Below are 18787 nucleotides of genomic sequence, written 5' to 3'. Positions count from 1 at the left end.
CCTCTTCTGGGCACCAATTTTCTTCCAAACTCGGTCACTTGTTTGTCGCAACGGCGAGATGCTTTTGCGCGGCTTTTTGCGTGTTGGTTGGCTCCCTCATCGCGGTCATTAAAGCGACACATGGCCCACCGATTGGCGGGCCATGCGGATGGTCTAGTCGTTTAGAACTTAGTCTTTGTCGAGCGGCTTGTAGACCACGGCGTCGATTTCGACTTTTGCGTCGACCATGATCTGGGAACGTACGGTGGAGCGTGCCGGGCCGCCGTTAGGGAAGTAGCTGGCGTACACCCGGTTAAAGGTCCAGAAGTCGCGCGGATCGTCGAGCCAGACGCCCACTTTGGCGATGTCTTCCAGGGTGCAATCGGCCAGTTCCAGCGCTTTGATCAGGTTTTCCATGGTGCGGCGGGTCTGGCTTTCGATGCCGCCGTCTTCGATCTCGCCGTTTTCTTTCATGGCCACCTGGCCGGAGATGAAGACAAAGTCGCCAGCGCGCACGGCCGGGGCAAATGGCAGGGGTTGTCCGCCTGCACCGGTGCGGTCATCGCCGAGACGTTCGATATTTTTGCTGCTCATATCTGAGAGTCCTTGTGTTTGGTTAACTGAGTAAAGGGTTGGGGGCGACGGTCACCAGACCTTACCGCGCGCGGCAACGGGGTGCGCGCCCTGTGGGGTGTCGCCACGGATCAGCTGCACCTCGTCCATCATGTTGGTCACCACGCAGGCGTGGTTGGGGATGATGCGCAGGCGGTCGCCGACGGAAAGGTTAATGGTGTCAGCGGTCAGGATGCCATGCTCTTCGGCGAGGCCGGAGATTGTGATGTCCGGGCGGCCAATGACTTTGCCGTGTCCTTGCAGGCCAAGTAGATCGGAGGTCAGTACTTTGGAGCCCGCGTCGATGATGGCGCGGGAGCCGTTGGGAACCGATACCACTGTGGCCAGGACCGTGAGGGCGCAGTCGTCTTCGGTGCAGACGCCATGGGCCACCAAGGAGCGGTCGTTGTAGATGTAGGTGCCAATCCGGTATTCGGTGGCAATGGGGACATCATGGGCCAGCCACATGCCAGGGGAGCTGCCGATGGAGACCACCGGGACCATCAGGCCAGAGGCAGAGATGAGATCAATGGCTGTGGACAGCCAGCTTTGCACCGCGGCTTCCTGACCGACCGGGGGGTGGGTCATCAGACCGCCAAAAGTCAGGCCGGGTTTTGCGTCAATGTAAGCTGCAAGATCGGCGGCTTGTTCCGGAGTCATCACGCCACAGCGTGCGCCGCCGGTGTCGCACTCGACCAGCACGGTCAGGGGCGTCGGGGCGTTGGCAAAGGTGTCTGAAAGCCCATCCACGGTTGTTGTGCTGTCGGCCACAACACTTAGGCGGACTGTGTCCGAGAGTGCGCGCAGGCAGGCCAGCTTTTCTGCACCCAATATGTTGTAGGTGATCAGCACATTCTCGACGCCGCCCTCCGAGATCATGGCCTCCGCCTCGCTAACTTTCTGGCAGCAGATCCCGACGGCGCCGGCTTCGAGTTGGCGTTTGGCCAGCAGGGGCAGCTTGTGGGTTTTGATGTGCGGGCGCAGGTGTAGCTTTTGATCGGTGCAGTAGGCTTGATAGCGGTCGATGTTGGCCTCAGCGATGTCGAGGTCAATCAGCACCGCGGGGGTGTCGATGGAGGGAAAACTCATGCCAGTTCCTCTTCGTGCGGGGCCTCAACGATGGGCCACAGCGGGCGCGTCAGGCGGGTGTAAGGAGTCGTGGTTGGGTCGTTCGGGTAGGGGCCGTTGACTGCTGCGTAGAGAATGTCTGCGGCTATGGGAGCAAAGGCGCCGTGGAAGTGGTTGGTGGATTTCACCGCCACAACCTGTTTTGCGGAGACGTCGATGCCCAGGTTGGTGAAGAGGTCCGGCGAGAAGGTCTGCGCACGGTTGGAATTGAGCACGACGTCGATCCCGTTTACGTTGATCACGGCGCAATCGCCCAAAGGCACAATGGAGTCGCCAAAGCTCTGGACCGCGTCGGTGGCGACTTTCCGCACGGTCACGGTGGCATCAATCGGAGCACCAGCGTGGGCGGAGGTTTTGCCGCCAAAGCGCAGCTGAAGCTCTGCGCCTTCGCCAGCGGCGTGGCAAAGGCGGACCGCCATGGGATCCCAGATAGTGCCGAGCGCCATATTGGCGACGTTCATGTCCAGTGCGGCCTGTAACAGAATGGTGGAATCACCCGCCACACCGCCGCCGGGATTGTCCCAGACATCGGCGATGATCACCGGGCCTGCGCTTGCCGCAGTGGCTTTGGCGAGGGAGTCTTCGACGGTGAGGAACTTGGGTTTGGTGGTGCCGCGAAAGGAAAACAGCTCTAGGCCCAACTCGCGGGCGAGAGCGGTTCCGGCAGGTTTGTTGCCATTGCTGATTACAATGATTTTGGCGCCGAGATCCGGGGAGTCGCCCGCCATAAAGCCGTGAATAGTGGAGATGGACAGGGCACTGCCGTCGGCTTCTAGCGCCATCATCTTGTCGACAAAGCCGCGCATTGGGTGACGGCTGGTGGGCAGCACGTCCATCATGCGCACGTCAAACACCGAGATTTGCGGGATGATCTCGCCACGGGCGGCGCGCAGGGTCAAGTCAACACAGGCTTCGCCGGTTTCGACAAAATCTGTGTGGGGAAATTCTTTGAACACCGTGATGATGTCGGCGTTTTTCACGCGTTTGTCGCTGAGGTGACTATGGGGGTCAAAGGTCACGCCAATGGTGACCGCAGGGCCAACAATCTCGCGCACGGCTTCGATCAGGGTGCCTTCGCAATCCACGCAGCCGTCGGCAATCATTGCGCCGTGTAAGCCCAGGACAACAGCGTCCACCGGCAGAGCGGCTTTCAACTGGTCCAGCACCTCTTCGCGCAGGCGATCCCAGGTGCGGGCGTTCACCAGGCCGCCGGGTTCCGCCCAGGTGGCGGTGCCTTCGATCAGCTCCACCTCACCTGCCTTGGCGCGCTTGCGCAGGGCGGGAAAGACCGCGCTGCAGAGGGTGGGTGTCTCCGGATGCTCTCCGGGCGGGGCATAAAAGCTCTGTGCAAAATCAGCAAAATCGGTGCGCAACGGCGAAAAAGTGTTGGTTTCGGTGGCAACCGAAGCACAGAAAACCCGCATGGTTTGGTCCTTTGTTTAACAAGGCGGGCAAGCATCCCGCTGGATGCTTGCCCAAGTCCCCACCCGCTTTTGGAGGATAGGGAGGGGATGATTTTAGTCGAGGTAGCTGGCAGCGTTTGCGGCCGCAACCTCGGACTTGAACTTGGCCAGAAGCTCACCGGCGCGGGCGTCCATGTTCTCTGCCACATGGGCTTCAAACGCAGGCTGGGCGGCGGATGCCATGGCTTCACGCTGCTCTGCGGACAGGGCGGTCACTTCGATTTTGTCCATCAGGCCAGCGAGACCACGATCAGAGGCTTCGATGATGCGGGACAGGCCACGGCTTGCAGCGACACAGTTTTCCGCTGCGGTGTGAATGGTGGCACGTTCACTGTCGCTCAGACCTTCATAAAACGCACGGTTGATCATGAAGGTGTATGGCGAGAACAGGTGGTTGGTCAGGGTCATGTGTTTTTGCACTTCGGCGAAGTTGGCAAAAGAAATGATTGGCACCGGGTTCATCTGGCCGTCGATCACACCGGTTTGCAGGCCGGAGTAGACTTCACCCCAAGACAGTGGGTAGGCCTCTGCACCGAGGGACTGCATGATCTTCTGGTGCGATGGCAGGGTCATGGTGCGGATGCGGATGCCTTCGAAGTCCTTCAGATCGGCAATAGGACGCTTGGAATTGGTGACCGCAAAGAAGCCACCGGTGTCCGGGAAGCCCAGAACCACAACGTCGCCAAGTTCCGCTTCGATGTCCGCGGCCAGCTCTTTGCCGAAGTCACCGTCGAATACTTCGTAGGTGGAGGCGTTGCCGTTGAAGGCAAATGGCAGGTTCAACACGTCGATGCGTGGGTAGTAGCTGGCCAGCGCGCCGGTGGAGGTCAGGGTGGCCTGGATAATGCCATCGCGAACCTGCTGCACGTGCTCTGCGGCGGAGCCAAGCTGGTTGGAGCCGAAGACTTCGACAGACACAGATCCGTTGGTGTCGGCGGTCACGATGTTGGAGAACACGGCGGTACATGCGTGTGCCGGGTTTTCAAAAGGATCGGTCTTGTTGTCGTGGCCAAATTTGATCACACCGCCAGCGGATGCGCTGGTCGCAGTCATTGTCGCGGCGATTGCCAGACCTTTGATAAGAGTTTTCATGGGTTCCTCCCGTTGGGTTTAGTTTTTGGTGGTTATTGAGCAAAGCCGAGCATTCGAGGCAGCCAGAGTGCGGCGTCTTCCCAGAAGGCAAAGGCAAATAGGATGGCGACTTCGGCGAGCAGGAACGGGAACAGCTTGATGGAGATGCGTTCCAGTTTTTCGCCGGTGACCGAAGATAAGACAAAGAGGCAGGCGCCGACCGGGGGCGTCATCAGAGAGATGTTGAGCGCCAGGACAAAGATGATGCCGGCGTGGATGGGTTCGAGGCCAACCTGTTCCGTGAGGGGAACCAGCACCGGGGCAAGGATGATCAAGATGGCGGTTATGTCCATCACCATGCCGACCAGCAAAAGCAGGCCGATGATAATGGCGATAACGGCGTAACGGTTGTCCGAGAGGCCAAGCACGGTTTCGGCCAGCAGTTGTGGGATGCGCTCAAAGCTCATCCACCAGCCCAGGATGCCTGCGAATGCAATGATCACAAAGATCACGCCGGTGATGCGAGCGGTGCGCACCAGCATGCCGTAGAAGCCTTTGATGGTCAGGGTGCGGTAGACAAAGACACCGATGAAGACGGCATAGGCCACGGCGATGGAGGCCGCTTCGGTGGGGGTTACAACGCCGCCCAGAATGCCGCCGAGGATGATGACGGGCATGGCGAGAGCTGTGAGTGACGAGACAAAGGTGTCCCAGACTTCACGGGGCGTGGCACCGCGCACCGCTTTGGGCAGGTTTTCGCGTTTGCCGCCAATGGCAATGACGCTCATGCAAACAAGGCAGATTACGAGCCCGGGCAGGACGCCAGCTGCAAACAGGCCTGCGATCGAGACGCCCATCAAGGAGCCATAGACCACCATCAGACCCGAAGGCGGAATGGTGGGGCCAATGATGGAACCAGCGGCGGTGACGGCACAGGCGTAGTCGCGCTTGTAGCCTTCTTTGACCATCGCGGGGACAAGCGTGCGGCCAAAGGCGGCGGCGTCAGCAGTGGCAGAGCCGGTGAGTCCAGCAAAGAAGACTGAGGCCAGCATATTGGTGTGGGCGAGGCCGCCGCGGAAGCGTCCAACCAGCACCTGCGCCAACTTCACCAAGCGGTTGGTGATGCCGATGTCGTTCATGATTTCACCGGCGAGGATGAAAAACGGCATGGCGAGGAAGGGAAAAATATTCAGACCGTTGAAGACTTTACTTGGGCCGACGGCAAGAAACTGGGTTCCGGCCATGTCGATGAGGCCAACAACACCTGCCAACCCGATGGCAAAGCCGATGGGCATGCCAAAGAGGATCAAGGTCACGAAAGCAATGGCGACAATCATGAAGTTTCCTCCTCGAGGTGGTCAGAGAAGGGCGGGTTGTCGATGTGAGTGCCAAGGTCGCGGATCAGTACGAGGGTGAGCTGCAACGAGGACAGAAATGCAGCGACGGGAATGGCGGCATAAAAGGGCGCAAGGCTGACGCCGAAGATCATGGCCTGACGCGGGGCGCCGGATTGTGTGAAGGCGATGCCGTACCACGCCACATAGAGAAACAGCGCCAGCGCCAGCACGTCCATGGCGATTAGCATCGCGCGGCGCAGCGGATAGGGCAGGACCATGATGAAAGCGGTCAGGCCAATGTGGTCGCGGCGGGCGATACCGGGTGACACGGCCAGCATCGCGGCCCAGATCATCAGGTAGCGGGCCAGAGTTTCGGGCCAGGGCAGTTGCCAATGAAAGAAGTAGCGGTCGACCACCCCCAGCCACACATCGAGCACCAAGGCGAGCATAAGCGCCGCAACAATGGCCTCAACGATGGTGTTGATTTTCGCGCTGGCAGATTCTGCCCAGTGACGCATCGGCCCCCTCCCATGGATCGATTTGTGTACTTTAGGTACGTATATTTTTGAATCACGCGTGCAATCAAGCGATTTTTGTTACTTAAGTACACAATTTGGCGGGTATTGCCGTAACTAAAGCGAGAAATTTGGGATGTTTGACGTGAAAATGTATCTGAATTACACGTCGATGGAGTGAAATGTGAGGCAACCGTGACCGAGAACCCCCCCGAATCAAGCCTGGAAGATCTGCCCCCGAAGAAGGGACGTACAGGCGCCGGAGATGTGATTTCCGCATTGCACCACCATGACGGAAAGTTGGCGACACAGGAGCAGAAGGTTGCGGACTATGTAAAGGCACATCTGGAAGATGTGAGCTCGATGAATATTGCGGACCTTGCAGCACATTGTGAGGTGAGCACACCGACAGTGATACGGTTTTGCCGGACGTTGGGCTGTGACGGTTTTCGTGAATTCAAACTGCGGTTGGCGCAAAACCTGGCGGTCAGTCGGCAGTATCTTTCGCCGGATCCTCTGCCGGATGCGGCACGGGGGGATACTGTTGTTGATCAGATATTGGGAGCGCTGTTTGCCGCGACCAACACGATGCGCCACCAGATTGAGCCTGAGGTGTTGGACCGCGCCAAAGAGGCGTTGTTGAACACGCAGCATCTGTTGTTTGCGGGAATTGGCGGCGGATCATCCAACGTCTCTCAAGAAGCAGCCAACAGGTTTTTCCGTCTTGGAATCCCTTCGGTGTCCACCAGCGACAGCTATATTCTGCAGATGCGGGCGGCGACGTTGAAAGCGGGCGATGTGCTGTTTTTGATTTCTGCCAGTGGCGAGGCGGATGCCATTGTTGGCGCTGCGGAAATTGCGGGCGGCTATGGCGCGACAACCATTTGTATCACCAAGCCGAACACGCGGCTGGCCAATGCCTGTTCGATCCCGATTGTGGTGGATTTGCCGGAGGATCGGGACATCCACAAACCAACAGCGTCGCGGTATGTGCATATGATTCTGGTGGACGCGCTGGCAATGGCGGTTGCGCAGGGCATGGCATCGGAGACGACGGAAAACCTGCGCCGCATACGGGCGTCTCTGACAGCCTATCACGGCCGAACCGGACCGCAGCCTTTGGGGGACTAAGCCGTAAATTGAAAAGCCCCCAACCGATGGCTGGGGGCTTTTTGTTATAGGCGTGTTGTTACAGGCGTGGCATCAGCTCTGCCAATGCGGCGAAACGCTCAAAGGATTTGTTTTCCGCTGCGCTCCACCCTGCCTCGGCAATGGCGTTCAGGCGCGGGTAAATCATGTGATTACGACGCTCCAATGTGGTGAGGTGCTCGCTCCACATGCAGCCTTGAACCCCTTTGAGGCGACCCTGAAGTGCGGCGTCACCGTTGTCCGCTTCAAAGGCATAGGTTTTGTCCAGCGGGGTGAACCCGGCCCAACTTGCGCCTGGCGCGTACCAGGCATCCGAGAGTGCCATGTCGAGGTAGTAGGCCTGACCCGGCGTGCTGACCACATCGTAGCCATCATTCGCAAGTTCTGCGGTTTTTTCTACGGTTGTCCAAGCGAACAATAGGCTCTTCTCCGGGTCCAGACCGCCGCCATGGGCAACCTCTTCCCACCCGCCCAGCTTGCGGCCGCGATCTGCGAGAAAATCCTGAATTTGACGCAAGAAATAGGCCTGCAGTTCGAAGGTGCCCTTGAGGCCGGTCTCGCGCATCATCGCTTGGGCCTTGGGGGACTGCATCCAGGCGTTTTCGGCAACTTCGTCACCGCCAATGTGCACAACCTCAAACGGGAAGATCTCGAGAACCTCTTCGAGCACTTTGGTGGCAAAAGTGTAGGAGCCTTCGATCGCCGGGTTGAGCGCGTTGTTGGCATAGCCCTGCACCGACCAATAGCTTTCCGGCTCCTCAGAATCGACGAGGTCAGGCAGTGCGCCAAGCACACAGGCGCAGTGGCCCGGTACGTCAATTTCCGGCATCACCTCAACGCCCAACGTTGCGGCATGGGCCACCACTTGGCGAGCGTCATCCTGAGTGTAGTAGCCACCTTGACCAGCAGGGTCGGCGCCGAGTTGCGGCAGAACGGGCAGGTCCAGACCGGTATGTGCGGCGACCTCGGTGAGTTGCGGGTAGGCTTTGATTTCCAAGCGCCAGCCCTCGTCATCGGTCAGGTGCCAATGGAAGCGGTTCATCTTGTGCCAGGCCATGATGTCCACGTAGCGCAGAACTTGCTCCATCGGATAGATCTGGCGAGAGACATCGAGATGCGCGCCGCGCCATTCGTGACGCGGGGCATCGGCGATTTCGCCGGTGAACGGCACGCCGTAGTTGCCGGCGTCCTGATAGGCGTTGGTCAGGGTCTGGGCCAGCGTGATGAGGCCATAGAGCAGCCCTTGATTGGTGGCGTGGAACAGCGTGGGCTGACCGTTTTGCCAACTGATGCGGTAGGCCTCATTCCCAAGTGACGCGTCTGTTGCGATCTGTAGCTGCGGCACGTCGTCTTCTGCGGTCAGGACAAATGGCACCGGTGCCAGAGGATAGAGCCGACGGGAGAGGTCGGCGACGTGTGACACGGCTTGGATGGTGGGCAGATCGCGCTGGGCCACGGCGTAGTGCACCGGGGCGTTGGCGCACCATTGGCTCACCTTAACGTGGTTGGGTTGTGGCAGCACGCCACAGGAAAGGGTCGCATTTTCGATTGGCGCGGGTTCGCCGATGGCTTTGGGTGCCTGCAGTTCGCTGGCAAAAGCAGGCACCAGAGTGCCGTCTTCCAGAATGACGCCGGCGGACTTGGGGCCTTCGTTGGAGTGCTGGGCAGGACGGGTGAGGCTGTGTTCGGTGAAGCGCCAGGTGTCGCCCGGGTTCAGTACAAAACCCGCCTCAGATTCGTATTCGTGGAAGTTGGCCTGACGGCGAACCAGTGTTGCGCCGGAGCAGCGTGATGGGCGCAGGGTGCGCACCAGGGTGGTGTAAATCAGGCGCGGGTTGGTGACCGGGGTGTCGCCGCAATTGGTCAGTGCAAACTCCATGGCGCCGTCTTCTGCGTGCCAGAGGCTGTCGAGGTGGAAGTGCATTTCTATCGTCCTGTTGGTTGGATGACTAAGACAGTGTCAAAAGAGGTCACGCAAGTGCGTTGGCAAAGACGCCTTGTTCGGAGCCGGGGATCACAACGGCGCCGCAGGTTTGTTGGTAGAACTCAACTGGCCCGGCCTGCCCGATCACGCCGTAGGCAAAGCCATCGGCGCGCAGACGGTGCAATGCGGCCAGAAGGAGCGCTTTTCCAATGCCCTTGCCGCGAGCTTCTGGCGCCACGCCGGTGGGGCCGAAAAAGCCGCGGCAGGTGACGTCGTAGCAGGCAAAGCCAAGTAGGGTGGACCCTTCGGTAGCGACTAGAACACGGGCAGGTCGAGCGGCCAAAGCCACGGTACATTCGTCCACCCATTTGACACCAAAATGTTTGGAGACAAAGGCCAGCAACACATGGGATTCAAAGGGCAGCGCCGCGCGCAGGGTGATTCCTTCGGGTAGAGGAGGCTCCGGCGGTAGACTGTAGAGTGGCACCAGCAGATCAGGCATGGGCCGGGACCGCATGTTCGGCAATGACATGGCCGGGGCTGATCTCGCGCAAGGCGCTGACAGGATGGGCGCTGGTTTCGCGCACCACTTTGGCTTGGGCAGCAAAGCCCGCATCGCCTCCTGTCAGGCGCAAGGCGGGGTCCGGCACAGCCGCGCGCAGGAGCTTGGTGTAGCCATGCTGTGGGTTGCCAACAACTGAAGCCGTTGGGCCTTTCTCGACCACCTGCCCGCGGAACATTACGGCGGTGTCCTCCGCCAAATACTCGGCCGTGGCGATGTCGTGGGTGATGTACAGGATCGACAGGCCGTATTCAGATTTGAGACGCTGCATCAGACCCAGGACGGATTTACGGATCGATACATCCAGCATCGAGGTCGGCTCGTCCGCCACGATCAGGCGGGCTTTCACCGCCAAAGCGCGGGCGAAGTTCACGCGCTGGCGTTGACCACCGGAAAGTTCATGTGGGAACTTGTCCGGGGTGGAGACCGGGTCCAGTTCCACGTCTTCCAGAATAGATCGCAGCGCGGCGTCCGGGTTGACTTCTGGCTGATGCAAAGCCAAGGCACGCAGCAGATGGTGACGGATGGTGTGGGCCGGGTTCAGAGCGGAGAAAGGGTCCTGGAAGACCATTTGCACCGCCTGGCGATAGCGCATTTGATCCGCCTTGGATGTCATAGCGGCGATGTCCTGACCTTCAAACAGGATGCGGCCCGAAGTGGGGCTGTGCACCCCGACGATCATTTTGCCAACGGTGCTTTTGCCGGAGCCACTTTCGCCGACTAGGGCGAGGGCGCGACCCGGCAGGAGGTCGAGTGACACATTGCGCAGTGCGTACACCACCGAGGCGCGGCCAAAGACCGGACGCACGGTGAAAGTTTTGCTCAGATTGTCGAGGCTGAGGATTGGGGTGTCAGACGGCATGGGCCATTCCTTCCGGGCGCTGGGCGAGGAGCGGCATCGCGTTCCATAGGCTGCTGGTGTAGTCGTGTTCCGGTGCCGTCACGATTTGCGAGGCGGTGCCTATTTCGACAATCTTGCCTTCCCGCATGATGCCGATGCGGTCCGAAATCTGGGCCATCAGGGCAATGTCGTGGGTGATGAACAGCACGGAGAAACCGAGTTCATCTTTTAGGCGCAGCACCTCTTGCAGGATTTCACGTTGCACCACCACATCAAGCGCGGTGGTGGGTTCGTCCATGATGATCAGTTTGGGTTTGAGCGTGAGGGCCAAGGCCAGCGCCACACGCTGGCGCATACCACCAGAGAGTTGGTGCGGGTGGGCGTGCATACGGTCGGCGGGGATGCCGACCATCTCGAGCATCTGCGCGGTGCGTTCTTGTGCCTGTGCTTTGGTCACCATGCCATGCGCGCGCAGCATGTCGTAGAACTGCCGGAAGATGGTCATCACCGGGCTGAGCGAGTTCATCGCGCTTTGGAACACCATGGAGACTTCGGACCAACGCCAGGCGCGCAGCTCTTTGTCGCCAAAGGAGAGCACATCGCGGCCTTCAAACAGGATGTGGCCGTTGCGCACCAGCGCAGGCGGTTTGTGCAGACGCATGAGGGCGTAAGCCACCGTGCTTTTGCCACAGCCTGACTCCCCGGCGAGGCCAAGGATTTCGTTGGGCTGGATCTCAAAAGAGATGTCGCGCACCGCGGTGAACGGCTCCCCGCTGGTCAGATAGTCAATGCGCAGGTCTTTGACAGAAAGAAGGGCGCTCATTGGTTGGCCTCCTGCATGCGCTGACGGGTCAGACGTTTCTCAATGCGCAGGGCTTTGGCGACGTTGCCAAGGGTGCGCATGCGCGGATTGGCGATCTCATCCACACCAAAGTTCATCAGCGACAGGCCGATGCCGATCAGGACAATCGCGGCACAGGGGGCCAACACTTCCCACCAGGCGCCCACCATAATGGCGGAGGCGGTTTGTGCGTTATAGAGCATGGTGCCCCAAGAGGTGGCGAGCGGGCTGCCGAGACCTAGGAATTCCAGCGTGGCCTCGGTGATGATGGTGAAGATCACGGAGCCAATGAAGTTGAAGCCGATGATCGACAGTAGGTTGGGCAGCATCTCCACAAGGATCATGCGCCAGGTGGGCTCGCCAATCATCGCGGAGGCTTGGATGAAGTCACGGGTTTTGAGGGACATGGCCTGCGCGCGAGTGACGCGTGCGCCCCAGGCCCAGGAGGTCAGACCGATGATCAGGGCGATGGCCCAAGGGCCAACCTGACCAAGGAACGCGGCAAGAACCAGCAGCAAGGGCAGTTGCGGCAGAACCAATACAACGTTGGTTAGGAAGTTCAGGACATCGTCGACCCAACTGCCAAAATAGGCGGCGGTGATGCCGATGGCGGTGCCAATGGCGGTGACGATCAGTCCGGCAACGATGCCCACCATAAGCGAGGTACGGGTGCCCCAGATCAGCTGGCTAAACACGTCGCGGCCCATGCGCGTGGTGCCGAGCCAATGTTCTGCGGACGGTGCCTGGTGCGGGCGGCCAACGCGGGCCACAGGGTCAAACGGGGCGATGAGAGGCGCAAAAATCGCAATGGCAACATAGATCAAGACAATGGTCAGGCCGATGGCGGCTTTGCGGTTGCGCAGGAAGGTGCGGAGAAGATCAGACATCAGGCCCTCTTCAATCGGGGATCAAGGAAGACATAGGCCAGGTCTACCGCGAGGTTCGCGAGCAGCATGGCAAGTGTCATGATGAGCAACTGGCCCTGGATCAGCGGGAAATCACGCCCGACGATTCCGAGGTACAAGAGGTTGCCGACGCCGGGGTAGTTGAACACCACTTCGGTGATAAGCGAACCGCCAAACAGGGCGCCAAAGCTGAGTGCCAGAGCAGTGACCGAGGGCAGAAGGGCGTTTCGGGCGGCATAGGCATAGCGCACGCGGGCGTCGCTCAGACCTTTGGCTTCGGCCATGGCAAGATAGTCTTCGCCGAGTTGGCCAATCATGTTGTTGCGCATGGTGATCAGGTAGCCTCCGATCAATACAACGCTTAGGGTCACGACCGGCAGGAAGCCATGGTAGAGAACCGAGGAAATGAACTCCCAGCTCCAGGCCGGGTCAAGACTTGGGTTGAAGGCGTAAGAGGTCGGGAAGACGCGGTTTTGCACCGCGAGAAAGTAAAGACCGCAGAGCGCCACAACCACCGCAGGCACGGATTGGAGGGCCAGTGCGGTTGGGGAGGCGATTACGTCGGTGAGCCGTCCGCGGCGCCATGCGGCCAGGATGCCGAGAAGCGTGCCGATGGAAAAGGAAATCAACAGGGCAGAGCCGGTGAGGAAGAGGGTCCAGGGCAGGGCCTGCATCAGCACATCTGCCACGGGCATGGGGTAGAACTTGATCGACAGGCCGAAGTCCCAGGTGAAGATTGAGCCAAGGTAGGCAAAATACTGTTCATGCAGGGGGGCGTCGATGAAGCCAAATGTTGCCATCAGCGCGTCGCGGGCCTCAGGCGCAATCATGCCGCCGGAGTTGGCCAGCATGATGTCGGCGGGGTTGCCAGGCAACATGCGCGGGATCATGAAGTTGAAGGTCGCAGCCACCAGAAAGGCCACGCCGTAGAAGCCGAGCCGCTTCAATAGAAAACGCATCAGGTCAAACCATCTGTCGAGAGGGAAGTGTCTGCCAAAAGCGGGGCCACTCACGGTGTGAGCGGCCCCTAAGGTAGGGAAGCTTTACTCAGCTGGCCGCAGGTTCAGCAGGTGGACCAGGCGGGCCGGGTTGGTCTTGTGAACCACCGGGTTGGCCACCGGATTGTCCGCATTGAAGAAGCCGGTGAAACGCTTGGTGTTGTACTGATACCAGCGGGGATTGTTGAAGACATACGCCAGTGGCACATCTTCCCCTACGATGGTCTGCACTTCAGCCATGATTTCCATCTGCTTTTCGGTGTCGCTGGTCTGGGTGAACTTATCCAGAAGATCGCTCAGCTCGTCGTTGTAGTAACGCGACGCTGCGAAGCGGGATTTGGCCTGGTTGTTCTTGTGCAGCGAGTCCAGATACTGGTTGAACGGGGTTGCACCGACACGTACCGAGTTGATGGCCATGTCGTACTCACCGGTGATGAGTTTCTCTGTCCATACTGCGGCTTCAGGTGTGGCAACGCTGGCTTTGATGCCGGCGGCGTTCAGGCCTTCCACAGCGATCTGACAGCTGTTGACCCAGTCGGTCCAACCGTTTGGCACGATGACTTCGAGGTCGATCTGTTCGCCGTCTGGTGTTTCGACAAAGCCGTCACCGTCGATGTCTTTGAAGCCTGCTTCGGCCAGCAGTGATTTGGCGCCGTCGATGTCATATCGGGTGAAGCCCCCAAATTTCTCGTCGACTTCCGCGTTGTTCCAAGCGTGGAACGCACGGCCCAGACCCGAGGGGTACTGGTTGATGGTTGGATAGCCGTAACCGGCGATTTCCACCATGGCTTCGCGGTCAAATGCCATAGACACAGCGCGGCGGAAGTTCACGTCGTTGAACGCCGCTTTGTCGCCCGCTTCAGGTGCTTCAAAGTTCATGTAGAAGGCCACAAGCGAGCCACCAGGCAGCCAGTAACGGTGGTTTTCAGGGTCTTTCGCGACGTAGGTGTTGTCGATGTCTGGCAGGAAGGAGCCCATCCAGTCTAGCTCACCATTGGCGGCTGCGGCCAGCGCCTGATCGTTGTTGGCGATCTGTGGGAAGCGCATGCAGTCCACTTTCAGACTGTCAGCATCCCAGTAGTTGGCGTTGCGACACTGGGTGTATTCCTGCGGGGTGAAGCGGCGGATTTCGGTCAGCGGACCGGAGCCAACCGGGTTCGGGTTGGTGAAGGTCACAGGATCATCTACCCCGCTCCAGACGTGCTCAGGCACAATTGGTACGCGCACGATTTGATACATCGCCTGGCTGGAAGGGGTGGCGAGGTTGAAGCGCACGGTCTTGTCGTCAAGCTTTTCCACGCCAGACAGCATTTGCGCCATGCCCACGCTGTCCAGAGCCGGGTTGCTCAGAGCCAGGTCGAAGGATTTGATCACGTCATCGGCAGTGAAGGCTTCGCCGTCAGACCACTTCACGCCATCGCGCAGGGTGACGGTGATGGAGCCAAGGTCGTCTGCGTAGTCAAACGCGGTTGCTAGACGGAAGATCGGCTTGCCGCCGTCCAGCGCGTTGAAGATGATCAGCGGTTCATACATGAAATGCATGACGGAAGGTGCGGCGGTGGTCTGGTTGAATGGGTTGAAGTTTTCCACCCATGCAGTGACCTGATCCGGCAGCGCCGTCAGGACGGTCTCTTCGGCCTGAGCGGTGGTTGTCCAGAGCGCAACCGAAGCCAGCAGCCCGGCAGTAGCCTTAAATTTCATTTTTGTGTCTCCCTGTGCAGGCGGGTTGTCCCGCCTTATGTCTGTCCGCGTCATGCCTCGTATCGAGGGGCCATGATGCAAATCATGGTTGCATTTGGTCTCCTCACCAAACGCCACGGATGTTGCGCATTGAAATCCTCCCGCTCGGAGGAATGGCACCAGAAAAATCGGCAATTTCGTCAAAACACAGTTTGATCTCCGCTTGCGGCCATTAAAAATCCATCTCTTTCAGGTTGTTAGAATTCCTACCTGCGGAAAAATTCTTTGTGAATTTCAGTTTGAACCCTTGTTTCGACCTTGGCCAAACCGCAGGATCAGCTGCAACAAAACCAGAAATTTCGGAGTTACAGTGCCACTACAGGGAATTCGCGCGCGCCTGCTTGTCACCTTTCTCCTTGCGTCTGTGCTGCCATTGGCGCTCGGCGGCTTGGTTTTTTACCGACTTGTCAATCAGACCATCACAACCGAAACCTTTGAGAAGGTCGCCTTTGCGCGCGACGCCAAGGCCAGCGAAGTTGCGCAATATGTGACCTATGCCAGCCGGCAGGCGGAAAACCTCGCGCAGTCGGCGAACGTGCGCTACTCGGTCGGGGAATTCTATGGTTTCAGTCATGCGCTGCGACAGATGGAGGGAACGCCAGAGGAGGCGGGGGCGCAGCTACGCAGCATCTTTGGCGTCGACAGTGCCGCAGGCAACCCGGCCGAAGAGGAGATCGAAGACCAACTGCTGCGCGAGGCGCTGGAGTATTCCAACACGCATCGTCGGTTTCACCGGGACTTTGAAGAGTTCCTGCGGGAGGCGGAATTTGACAATTTGTACCTCGCCGACCGGCATGGGCAGGTGGTCTATTCGGTTTACAAAGATGCCTATTTGGGGCGGCCGCTCAATCAGCGTGTGATTGGGTTGGGGCAGGCCTATTACAAAGTGACCACCGGCGCGGGCTTTGATCCTGTGTTTCAGGATTTTGCGGTGGACGCCATCACCGGCGAGCTGGCCGCCTATCTGGCCGTGCCGGTGCGGCTGCATGGCAGTCACCGTGGCGCAATGATCTTGCGGATACCGCCCAACAGCCTTGAGGCGCTGGTGACGGAAAGTGATGCCGATGTGTCTGTGTTGTCCTCGGGCGGCATTGTGATTGCCTCCAACGGCGGCCCTGCGGCAGGCGGGCCGGTCAAGATGCCGAAGCAAATGACGGGTTTAGATGGTGTGGCGGTGTTGGAGGCTGGATTGTCGGGCGGGGCGACGCTGTCTGCCTGGCGGGTGCTGGAAGACCCGTTTCCACAATGGACAGTGGTGGCCGAGACCAGCAGAGACGCGGCCTTCAAGAACAGTGAACGCTTGCGGGAAACTTTGTTGGCGATTGGCGCTATCGCAACGGTCATTTTATCAATTTTGTCCTTTGTGTTCTCTAATGCCATCACGCGACCGGTACGCCGCATGTCCGAGGCCGCGAGCGCCGTGGCGACGGGCAGTTTGAATGATGCGCTGCCGGAATATGAGCGCCCGGTGGAGTACGCTCGGCTGTCGCGTGCGGTGAACCAAATGCGGCGTGCATTGCGCGATCAGTTGGACCTTATTCGCGATAAGAATGACGAGTTGCAGGAGAAGCTGCGCGAGATTGGTGAGAAAAACGCCGAGCTCGAGGAGGCCGACCGGATGAAGGACCGGTTTTTGGCCAATACCTCCCATGAGCTGCGTACGCCGCTCAACGGGATCATTGGTATTCTGGAAACGCTGGAAGGCGGAGCGATGGGCGAGATGCTGCCCGCGCAGGCCAGCCAGCTGCGGTTGATCACATTTAGCGCGCGGCGGTTGTCTCGACTGGTGGATGATTTGTTGGACATCTACCGCATTCGCGAAGGGCGGATGCGACTGGATTTGCAGCCTGTTGATGTGTCCCATGCGGCGCACAGTGTGGTGCAGTTGTTGCAGCCGACGTTTCAAGTGGATCCGGCCAAGTTTCAAATTGATCTGCCGGAGGGCCTGCCGGCTGTGTATGCCGATCCGGTGCGATTTGAACAGATCCTGTTCAACTTGTTGTCCAATGCTGTGAAATACGGCGGTGGAAGTGATGTGGAAATCACGGCGGCGGTCTCGACTGTGGATAAGTTGGTGGTGTGTATTCGCGATCATGGGCCTGGCATTGCGGCAGACAGTATGGAGCGCATCTTCCATCCGCTGGAGCAACTGACGCCGGATGGCTCGGGGCAGGCGACTGGCACGGGCTTGGGGCTGACCATTGCGCGCCACCTTGCCGACATGATGTCGGGCAGCATCGAAGTGTCCAGCCCCCCCGGAGAAGGCGCGGAGTTTCGCGTGATTCTGCCGGTGACGGATCAGGCGCCGGTTGCGATGCCGGAGGATTTGCTGCCAGCCGAGTTTGTCACGGCAGCGGCGCCACAGCCCGCTGTGGAAAAGGTGGAGACGGCTGCGCCGGAGGGATCGCCTTTGATTCTTGCGGTGGATGACGAGCCGATCAATTTGCAGGTTCTGCAGAACCTGCTAGTGCCACAGGGCTATCGGGTGATGACCGCGCACAACGGGTCCGAGGCGTTGCGCAGTGTCGCCAAAGAACGTCCGGACTTGATTGTTCTGGATGTGATGATGACCGGGTTGAGCGGGCTGGATGTGGCACGGGATTTGCGGCGTCGGCACCGTCTGCATGAGTTGCCGATCATCCTGCTGACCGCGCGGGGACGCACGAGTGATATGCTGGCTGGATTTGATGCCGGGGCGAATGATTACGTGGTGAAGCCTTTTGCCAAGGATGAGTTGCTCAGTCGTATTCGCACGCTTCTAGAGGCGAGCCGGGCGCGCAGTCAGGCGGAGGAAAACCGGGAACTCAAAGAAGAAATCGAACGCCGTATTCAGATCGAAGATGCCTTGCGGCTGTCTCAGCGGCGCATGGCGCAGCTGCTTGATACCCTGGAAGATGGTTTGATCTGTGTGAATGCGCGGGGGCTCATCACTTACGCAAACGAGGCGGGGCAGAAGGTGTTGGACACACCGGTTGCGGTGAACAAGAGCCGGTTGAAAGATGTCCTGCCAGAAGACGTGTTGACGCCATTGGAGCAGACAGAGGTTGAAGATGAGCCCATCCATATTGAGGTGACATTGCGGGGGCAGCCGCATCAGGTGAGCCTGTTTGTCATGTTGCCGGAAGCGGGTGGCGGACGCGCCGTGTTGTTCACACCGGGGCAAGTGCCTCGGGCGCAGTTTGTGAACTCGTTGCGCGATGTAGTGGACACCTCCTTGCCGTCTCTGATGACGCGGGATGAAAGTGGGGATGAGGCGCAGGGGCCGGGAGATGCGTATCGGGAGGCCATTGTCACACTGATGTCGGAGTCTCTGGAGATTTGGGGGGCGGCCACAGGCAAGAGCAAGATTGATTTTGCCGAAACCAGCGGCATCTGGCGGGTGAACCTGGACAAGACATCTTTGCAGACCCGTACGTTGGACAAGTACCTGCTGATTGAGACCTTACCGGACAATCCGCGGTGGCGTGATGTGTTGAAGACGGTGAAGTTTGTGCTGGCGCTTAAAGAGCGGGCCACGGTTGGCGAGGCCATTGGCGCGCGGTTTGATGCGCTTGAAGTGCGTCTGGAAGAGTTCCGGCTGCTGATGGATCAGAGGGATTGAGCGATGGATGTGGTGTTTGGCGGTTGGGGATTGCGTTTCTCTGCAAAATCTCTATACACTGCCGCCATACATGCGCGTGCAGCCCGCTCAGGCTTGATCTGATTCTCTGAACAAGAGAGCC

15 protein-coding genes are annotated in these 18787 nt (G+C 59.2%); 2 read left to right on the top strand and 13 right to left on the bottom strand.

Going from position 1 to position 18787, the window contains the following annotated elements; genetic code table 11:
- Positions 1-168: 168 nt before the first annotated feature.
- From MK208_RS11940 to MK208_RS11915, 6 genes are all read right to left on the bottom strand, one after another.
- Positions 169-573, bottom strand: coding sequence for a RidA family protein (locus tag MK208_RS11940; RefSeq protein ID WP_294116750.1), 405 nt, complete (start codon positions 571-573; stop codon positions 169-171).
- Positions 574-624: 51 nt separating this feature from the next.
- Entirely contained in the window at positions 625-1680 is a 1056-nt protein-coding gene (locus tag MK208_RS11935) for a D-TA family PLP-dependent enzyme (RefSeq protein ID WP_294116749.1), read from the bottom strand.
- Positions 1677-3143 carry a M81 family metallopeptidase gene (locus tag MK208_RS11930; protein WP_294116748.1) on the bottom strand — a complete coding sequence of 489 codons (1467 nt, stop codon included), beginning with the start codon at positions 3141-3143 and terminating at the stop codon, positions 1677-1679. The genes MK208_RS11935 and MK208_RS11930 overlap by 4 nt, the downstream gene beginning before the upstream one ends.
- Before the next feature lie 93 nt (positions 3144-3236).
- Positions 3237-4274 carry a DctP family TRAP transporter solute-binding subunit gene (locus tag MK208_RS11925; RefSeq protein ID WP_294116747.1) on the bottom strand — a complete coding sequence of 346 codons (1038 nt, stop codon included), beginning with the start codon at positions 4272-4274 and terminating at the stop codon, positions 3237-3239.
- Between the two features lie 32 nt (positions 4275-4306).
- Complete coding sequence (locus tag MK208_RS11920; protein WP_294116746.1) at positions 4307-5590, bottom strand: TRAP transporter large permease; 1284 nt, start codon at positions 5588-5590, stop codon at positions 4307-4309.
- Positions 5587-6108: a TRAP transporter small permease gene (locus tag MK208_RS11915; RefSeq protein ID WP_294116745.1), complete on the bottom strand. Its 522-nt coding sequence runs from the start codon at positions 6106-6108 to the stop codon at positions 5587-5589. Before MK208_RS11915 ends, MK208_RS11920 begins: the two co-directional genes overlap by 4 nt.
- Before the next feature lie 192 nt (positions 6109-6300).
- Between MK208_RS11915 and MK208_RS11910 the strand changes: the two genes are divergently transcribed.
- Complete coding sequence (locus tag MK208_RS11910) at positions 6301-7236, top strand: MurR/RpiR family transcriptional regulator (protein ID WP_294116744.1); 936 nt, start codon at positions 6301-6303, stop codon at positions 7234-7236.
- Positions 7237-7294: 58 nt separating this feature from the next.
- On the opposite strand, the gene MK208_RS11905 is transcribed toward MK208_RS11910, so the two are convergent.
- From MK208_RS11905 to MK208_RS11875, 7 genes are all read right to left on the bottom strand, one after another.
- The gene (locus MK208_RS11905; RefSeq protein ID WP_294116743.1) at positions 7295-9178 is read right to left on the bottom strand and encodes a beta-N-acetylhexosaminidase; all 1884 of its coding nucleotides are present in this window, start codon (positions 9176-9178) and stop codon (positions 7295-7297) included.
- Positions 9179-9224: 46 nt separating this feature from the next.
- Positions 9225-9680, bottom strand: coding sequence for a GNAT family N-acetyltransferase (locus MK208_RS11900; protein ID WP_294116742.1), 456 nt, complete (start codon positions 9678-9680; stop codon positions 9225-9227).
- Positions 9673-10602 carry an ATP-binding cassette domain-containing protein gene (locus tag MK208_RS11895; protein ID WP_294116741.1) on the bottom strand — a complete coding sequence of 310 codons (930 nt, stop codon included), beginning with the start codon at positions 10600-10602 and terminating at the stop codon, positions 9673-9675. Before MK208_RS11895 ends, MK208_RS11900 begins: the two co-directional genes overlap by 8 nt.
- Positions 10592-11404: an ABC transporter ATP-binding protein gene (locus MK208_RS11890; protein WP_294116740.1), complete on the bottom strand. Its 813-nt coding sequence runs from the start codon at positions 11402-11404 to the stop codon at positions 10592-10594. Before MK208_RS11890 ends, MK208_RS11895 begins: the two co-directional genes overlap by 11 nt.
- Positions 11401-12309 (bottom strand): ABC transporter permease, encoded by a 909-nt coding sequence (locus MK208_RS11885; RefSeq protein WP_294116739.1) that lies wholly within the window; start codon positions 12307-12309, stop codon positions 11401-11403. The genes MK208_RS11890 and MK208_RS11885 overlap by 4 nt, the downstream gene beginning before the upstream one ends.
- Positions 12309-13286 carry an ABC transporter permease gene (locus tag MK208_RS11880; RefSeq protein WP_294116738.1) on the bottom strand — a complete coding sequence of 326 codons (978 nt, stop codon included), beginning with the start codon at positions 13284-13286 and terminating at the stop codon, positions 12309-12311. The genes MK208_RS11885 and MK208_RS11880 overlap by 1 nt, the downstream gene beginning before the upstream one ends.
- Positions 13287-13370: 84 nt before the next feature.
- The gene (locus MK208_RS11875; protein ID WP_294116737.1) at positions 13371-15026 is read right to left on the bottom strand and encodes an ABC transporter substrate-binding protein; all 1656 of its coding nucleotides are present in this window, start codon (positions 15024-15026) and stop codon (positions 13371-13373) included.
- A 349-nt stretch (positions 15027-15375) separates the two neighbouring features.
- On the opposite strand from MK208_RS11875, the gene MK208_RS11870 reads away from it, so the two are divergent.
- Positions 15376-18666: a response regulator gene (locus MK208_RS11870; RefSeq protein WP_294116736.1), complete on the top strand. Its 3291-nt coding sequence runs from the start codon at positions 15376-15378 to the stop codon at positions 18664-18666.
- Positions 18667-18787: the final 121 nt, after the last annotated feature.

The organism is Shimia sp., from assembly GCF_022448905.1.
In the GTDB taxonomy this organism is placed as follows: domain Bacteria; phylum Pseudomonadota; class Alphaproteobacteria; order Rhodobacterales; family Rhodobacteraceae; genus Shimia.
Note: the sequence above shows the minus strand (reverse complement) of the source record. Positions and strands in the feature narration are given on the sequence as shown.

What these genes read in the sequence shown, in the direction of transcription:
- MK208_RS11940 (WP_294116750.1), bottom strand. Translation starts at nt 573, where the DNA reads ATGAGCAGCAAAAATATCGAACGTCTCGGCGATGACCGCACCGGTGCA.
- MK208_RS11935 (WP_294116749.1), bottom strand. Translation starts at nt 1,680, where the DNA reads ATGAGTTTTCCCTCCATCGACACCCCCGCGGTGCTGATTGACCTCGAC.
- MK208_RS11930 (WP_294116748.1), bottom strand. Translation starts at nt 3,143, where the DNA reads ATGCGGGTTTTCTGTGCTTCGGTTGCCACCGAAACCAACACTTTTTCG.
- MK208_RS11925 (WP_294116747.1), bottom strand. Translation starts at nt 4,274, where the DNA reads ATGAAAACTCTTATCAAAGGTCTGGCAATCGCCGCGACAATGACTGCG.
- MK208_RS11920 (WP_294116746.1), bottom strand. Translation starts at nt 5,590, where the DNA reads ATGATTGTCGCCATTGCTTTCGTGACCTTGATCCTCTTTGGCATGCCC.
- MK208_RS11915 (WP_294116745.1), bottom strand. Translation starts at nt 6,108, where the DNA reads ATGCGTCACTGGGCAGAATCTGCCAGCGCGAAAATCAACACCATCGTT.
- MK208_RS11905 (WP_294116743.1), bottom strand. Translation starts at nt 9,178, where the DNA reads ATGCACTTCCACCTCGACAGCCTCTGGCACGCAGAAGACGGCGCCATG.
- MK208_RS11900 (WP_294116742.1), bottom strand. Translation starts at nt 9,680, where the DNA reads ATGCCTGATCTGCTGGTGCCACTCTACAGTCTACCGCCGGAGCCTCCT.
- MK208_RS11895 (WP_294116741.1), bottom strand. Translation starts at nt 10,602, where the DNA reads ATGCCGTCTGACACCCCAATCCTCAGCCTCGACAATCTGAGCAAAACT.
- MK208_RS11890 (WP_294116740.1), bottom strand. Translation starts at nt 11,404, where the DNA reads ATGAGCGCCCTTCTTTCTGTCAAAGACCTGCGCATTGACTATCTGACC.
- MK208_RS11885 (WP_294116739.1), bottom strand. Translation starts at nt 12,309, where the DNA reads ATGTCTGATCTTCTCCGCACCTTCCTGCGCAACCGCAAAGCCGCCATC.
- MK208_RS11880 (WP_294116738.1), bottom strand. Translation starts at nt 13,286, where the DNA reads ATGCGTTTTCTATTGAAGCGGCTCGGCTTCTACGGCGTGGCCTTTCTG.
- MK208_RS11875 (WP_294116737.1), bottom strand. Translation starts at nt 15,026, where the DNA reads ATGAAATTTAAGGCTACTGCCGGGCTGCTGGCTTCGGTTGCGCTCTGG.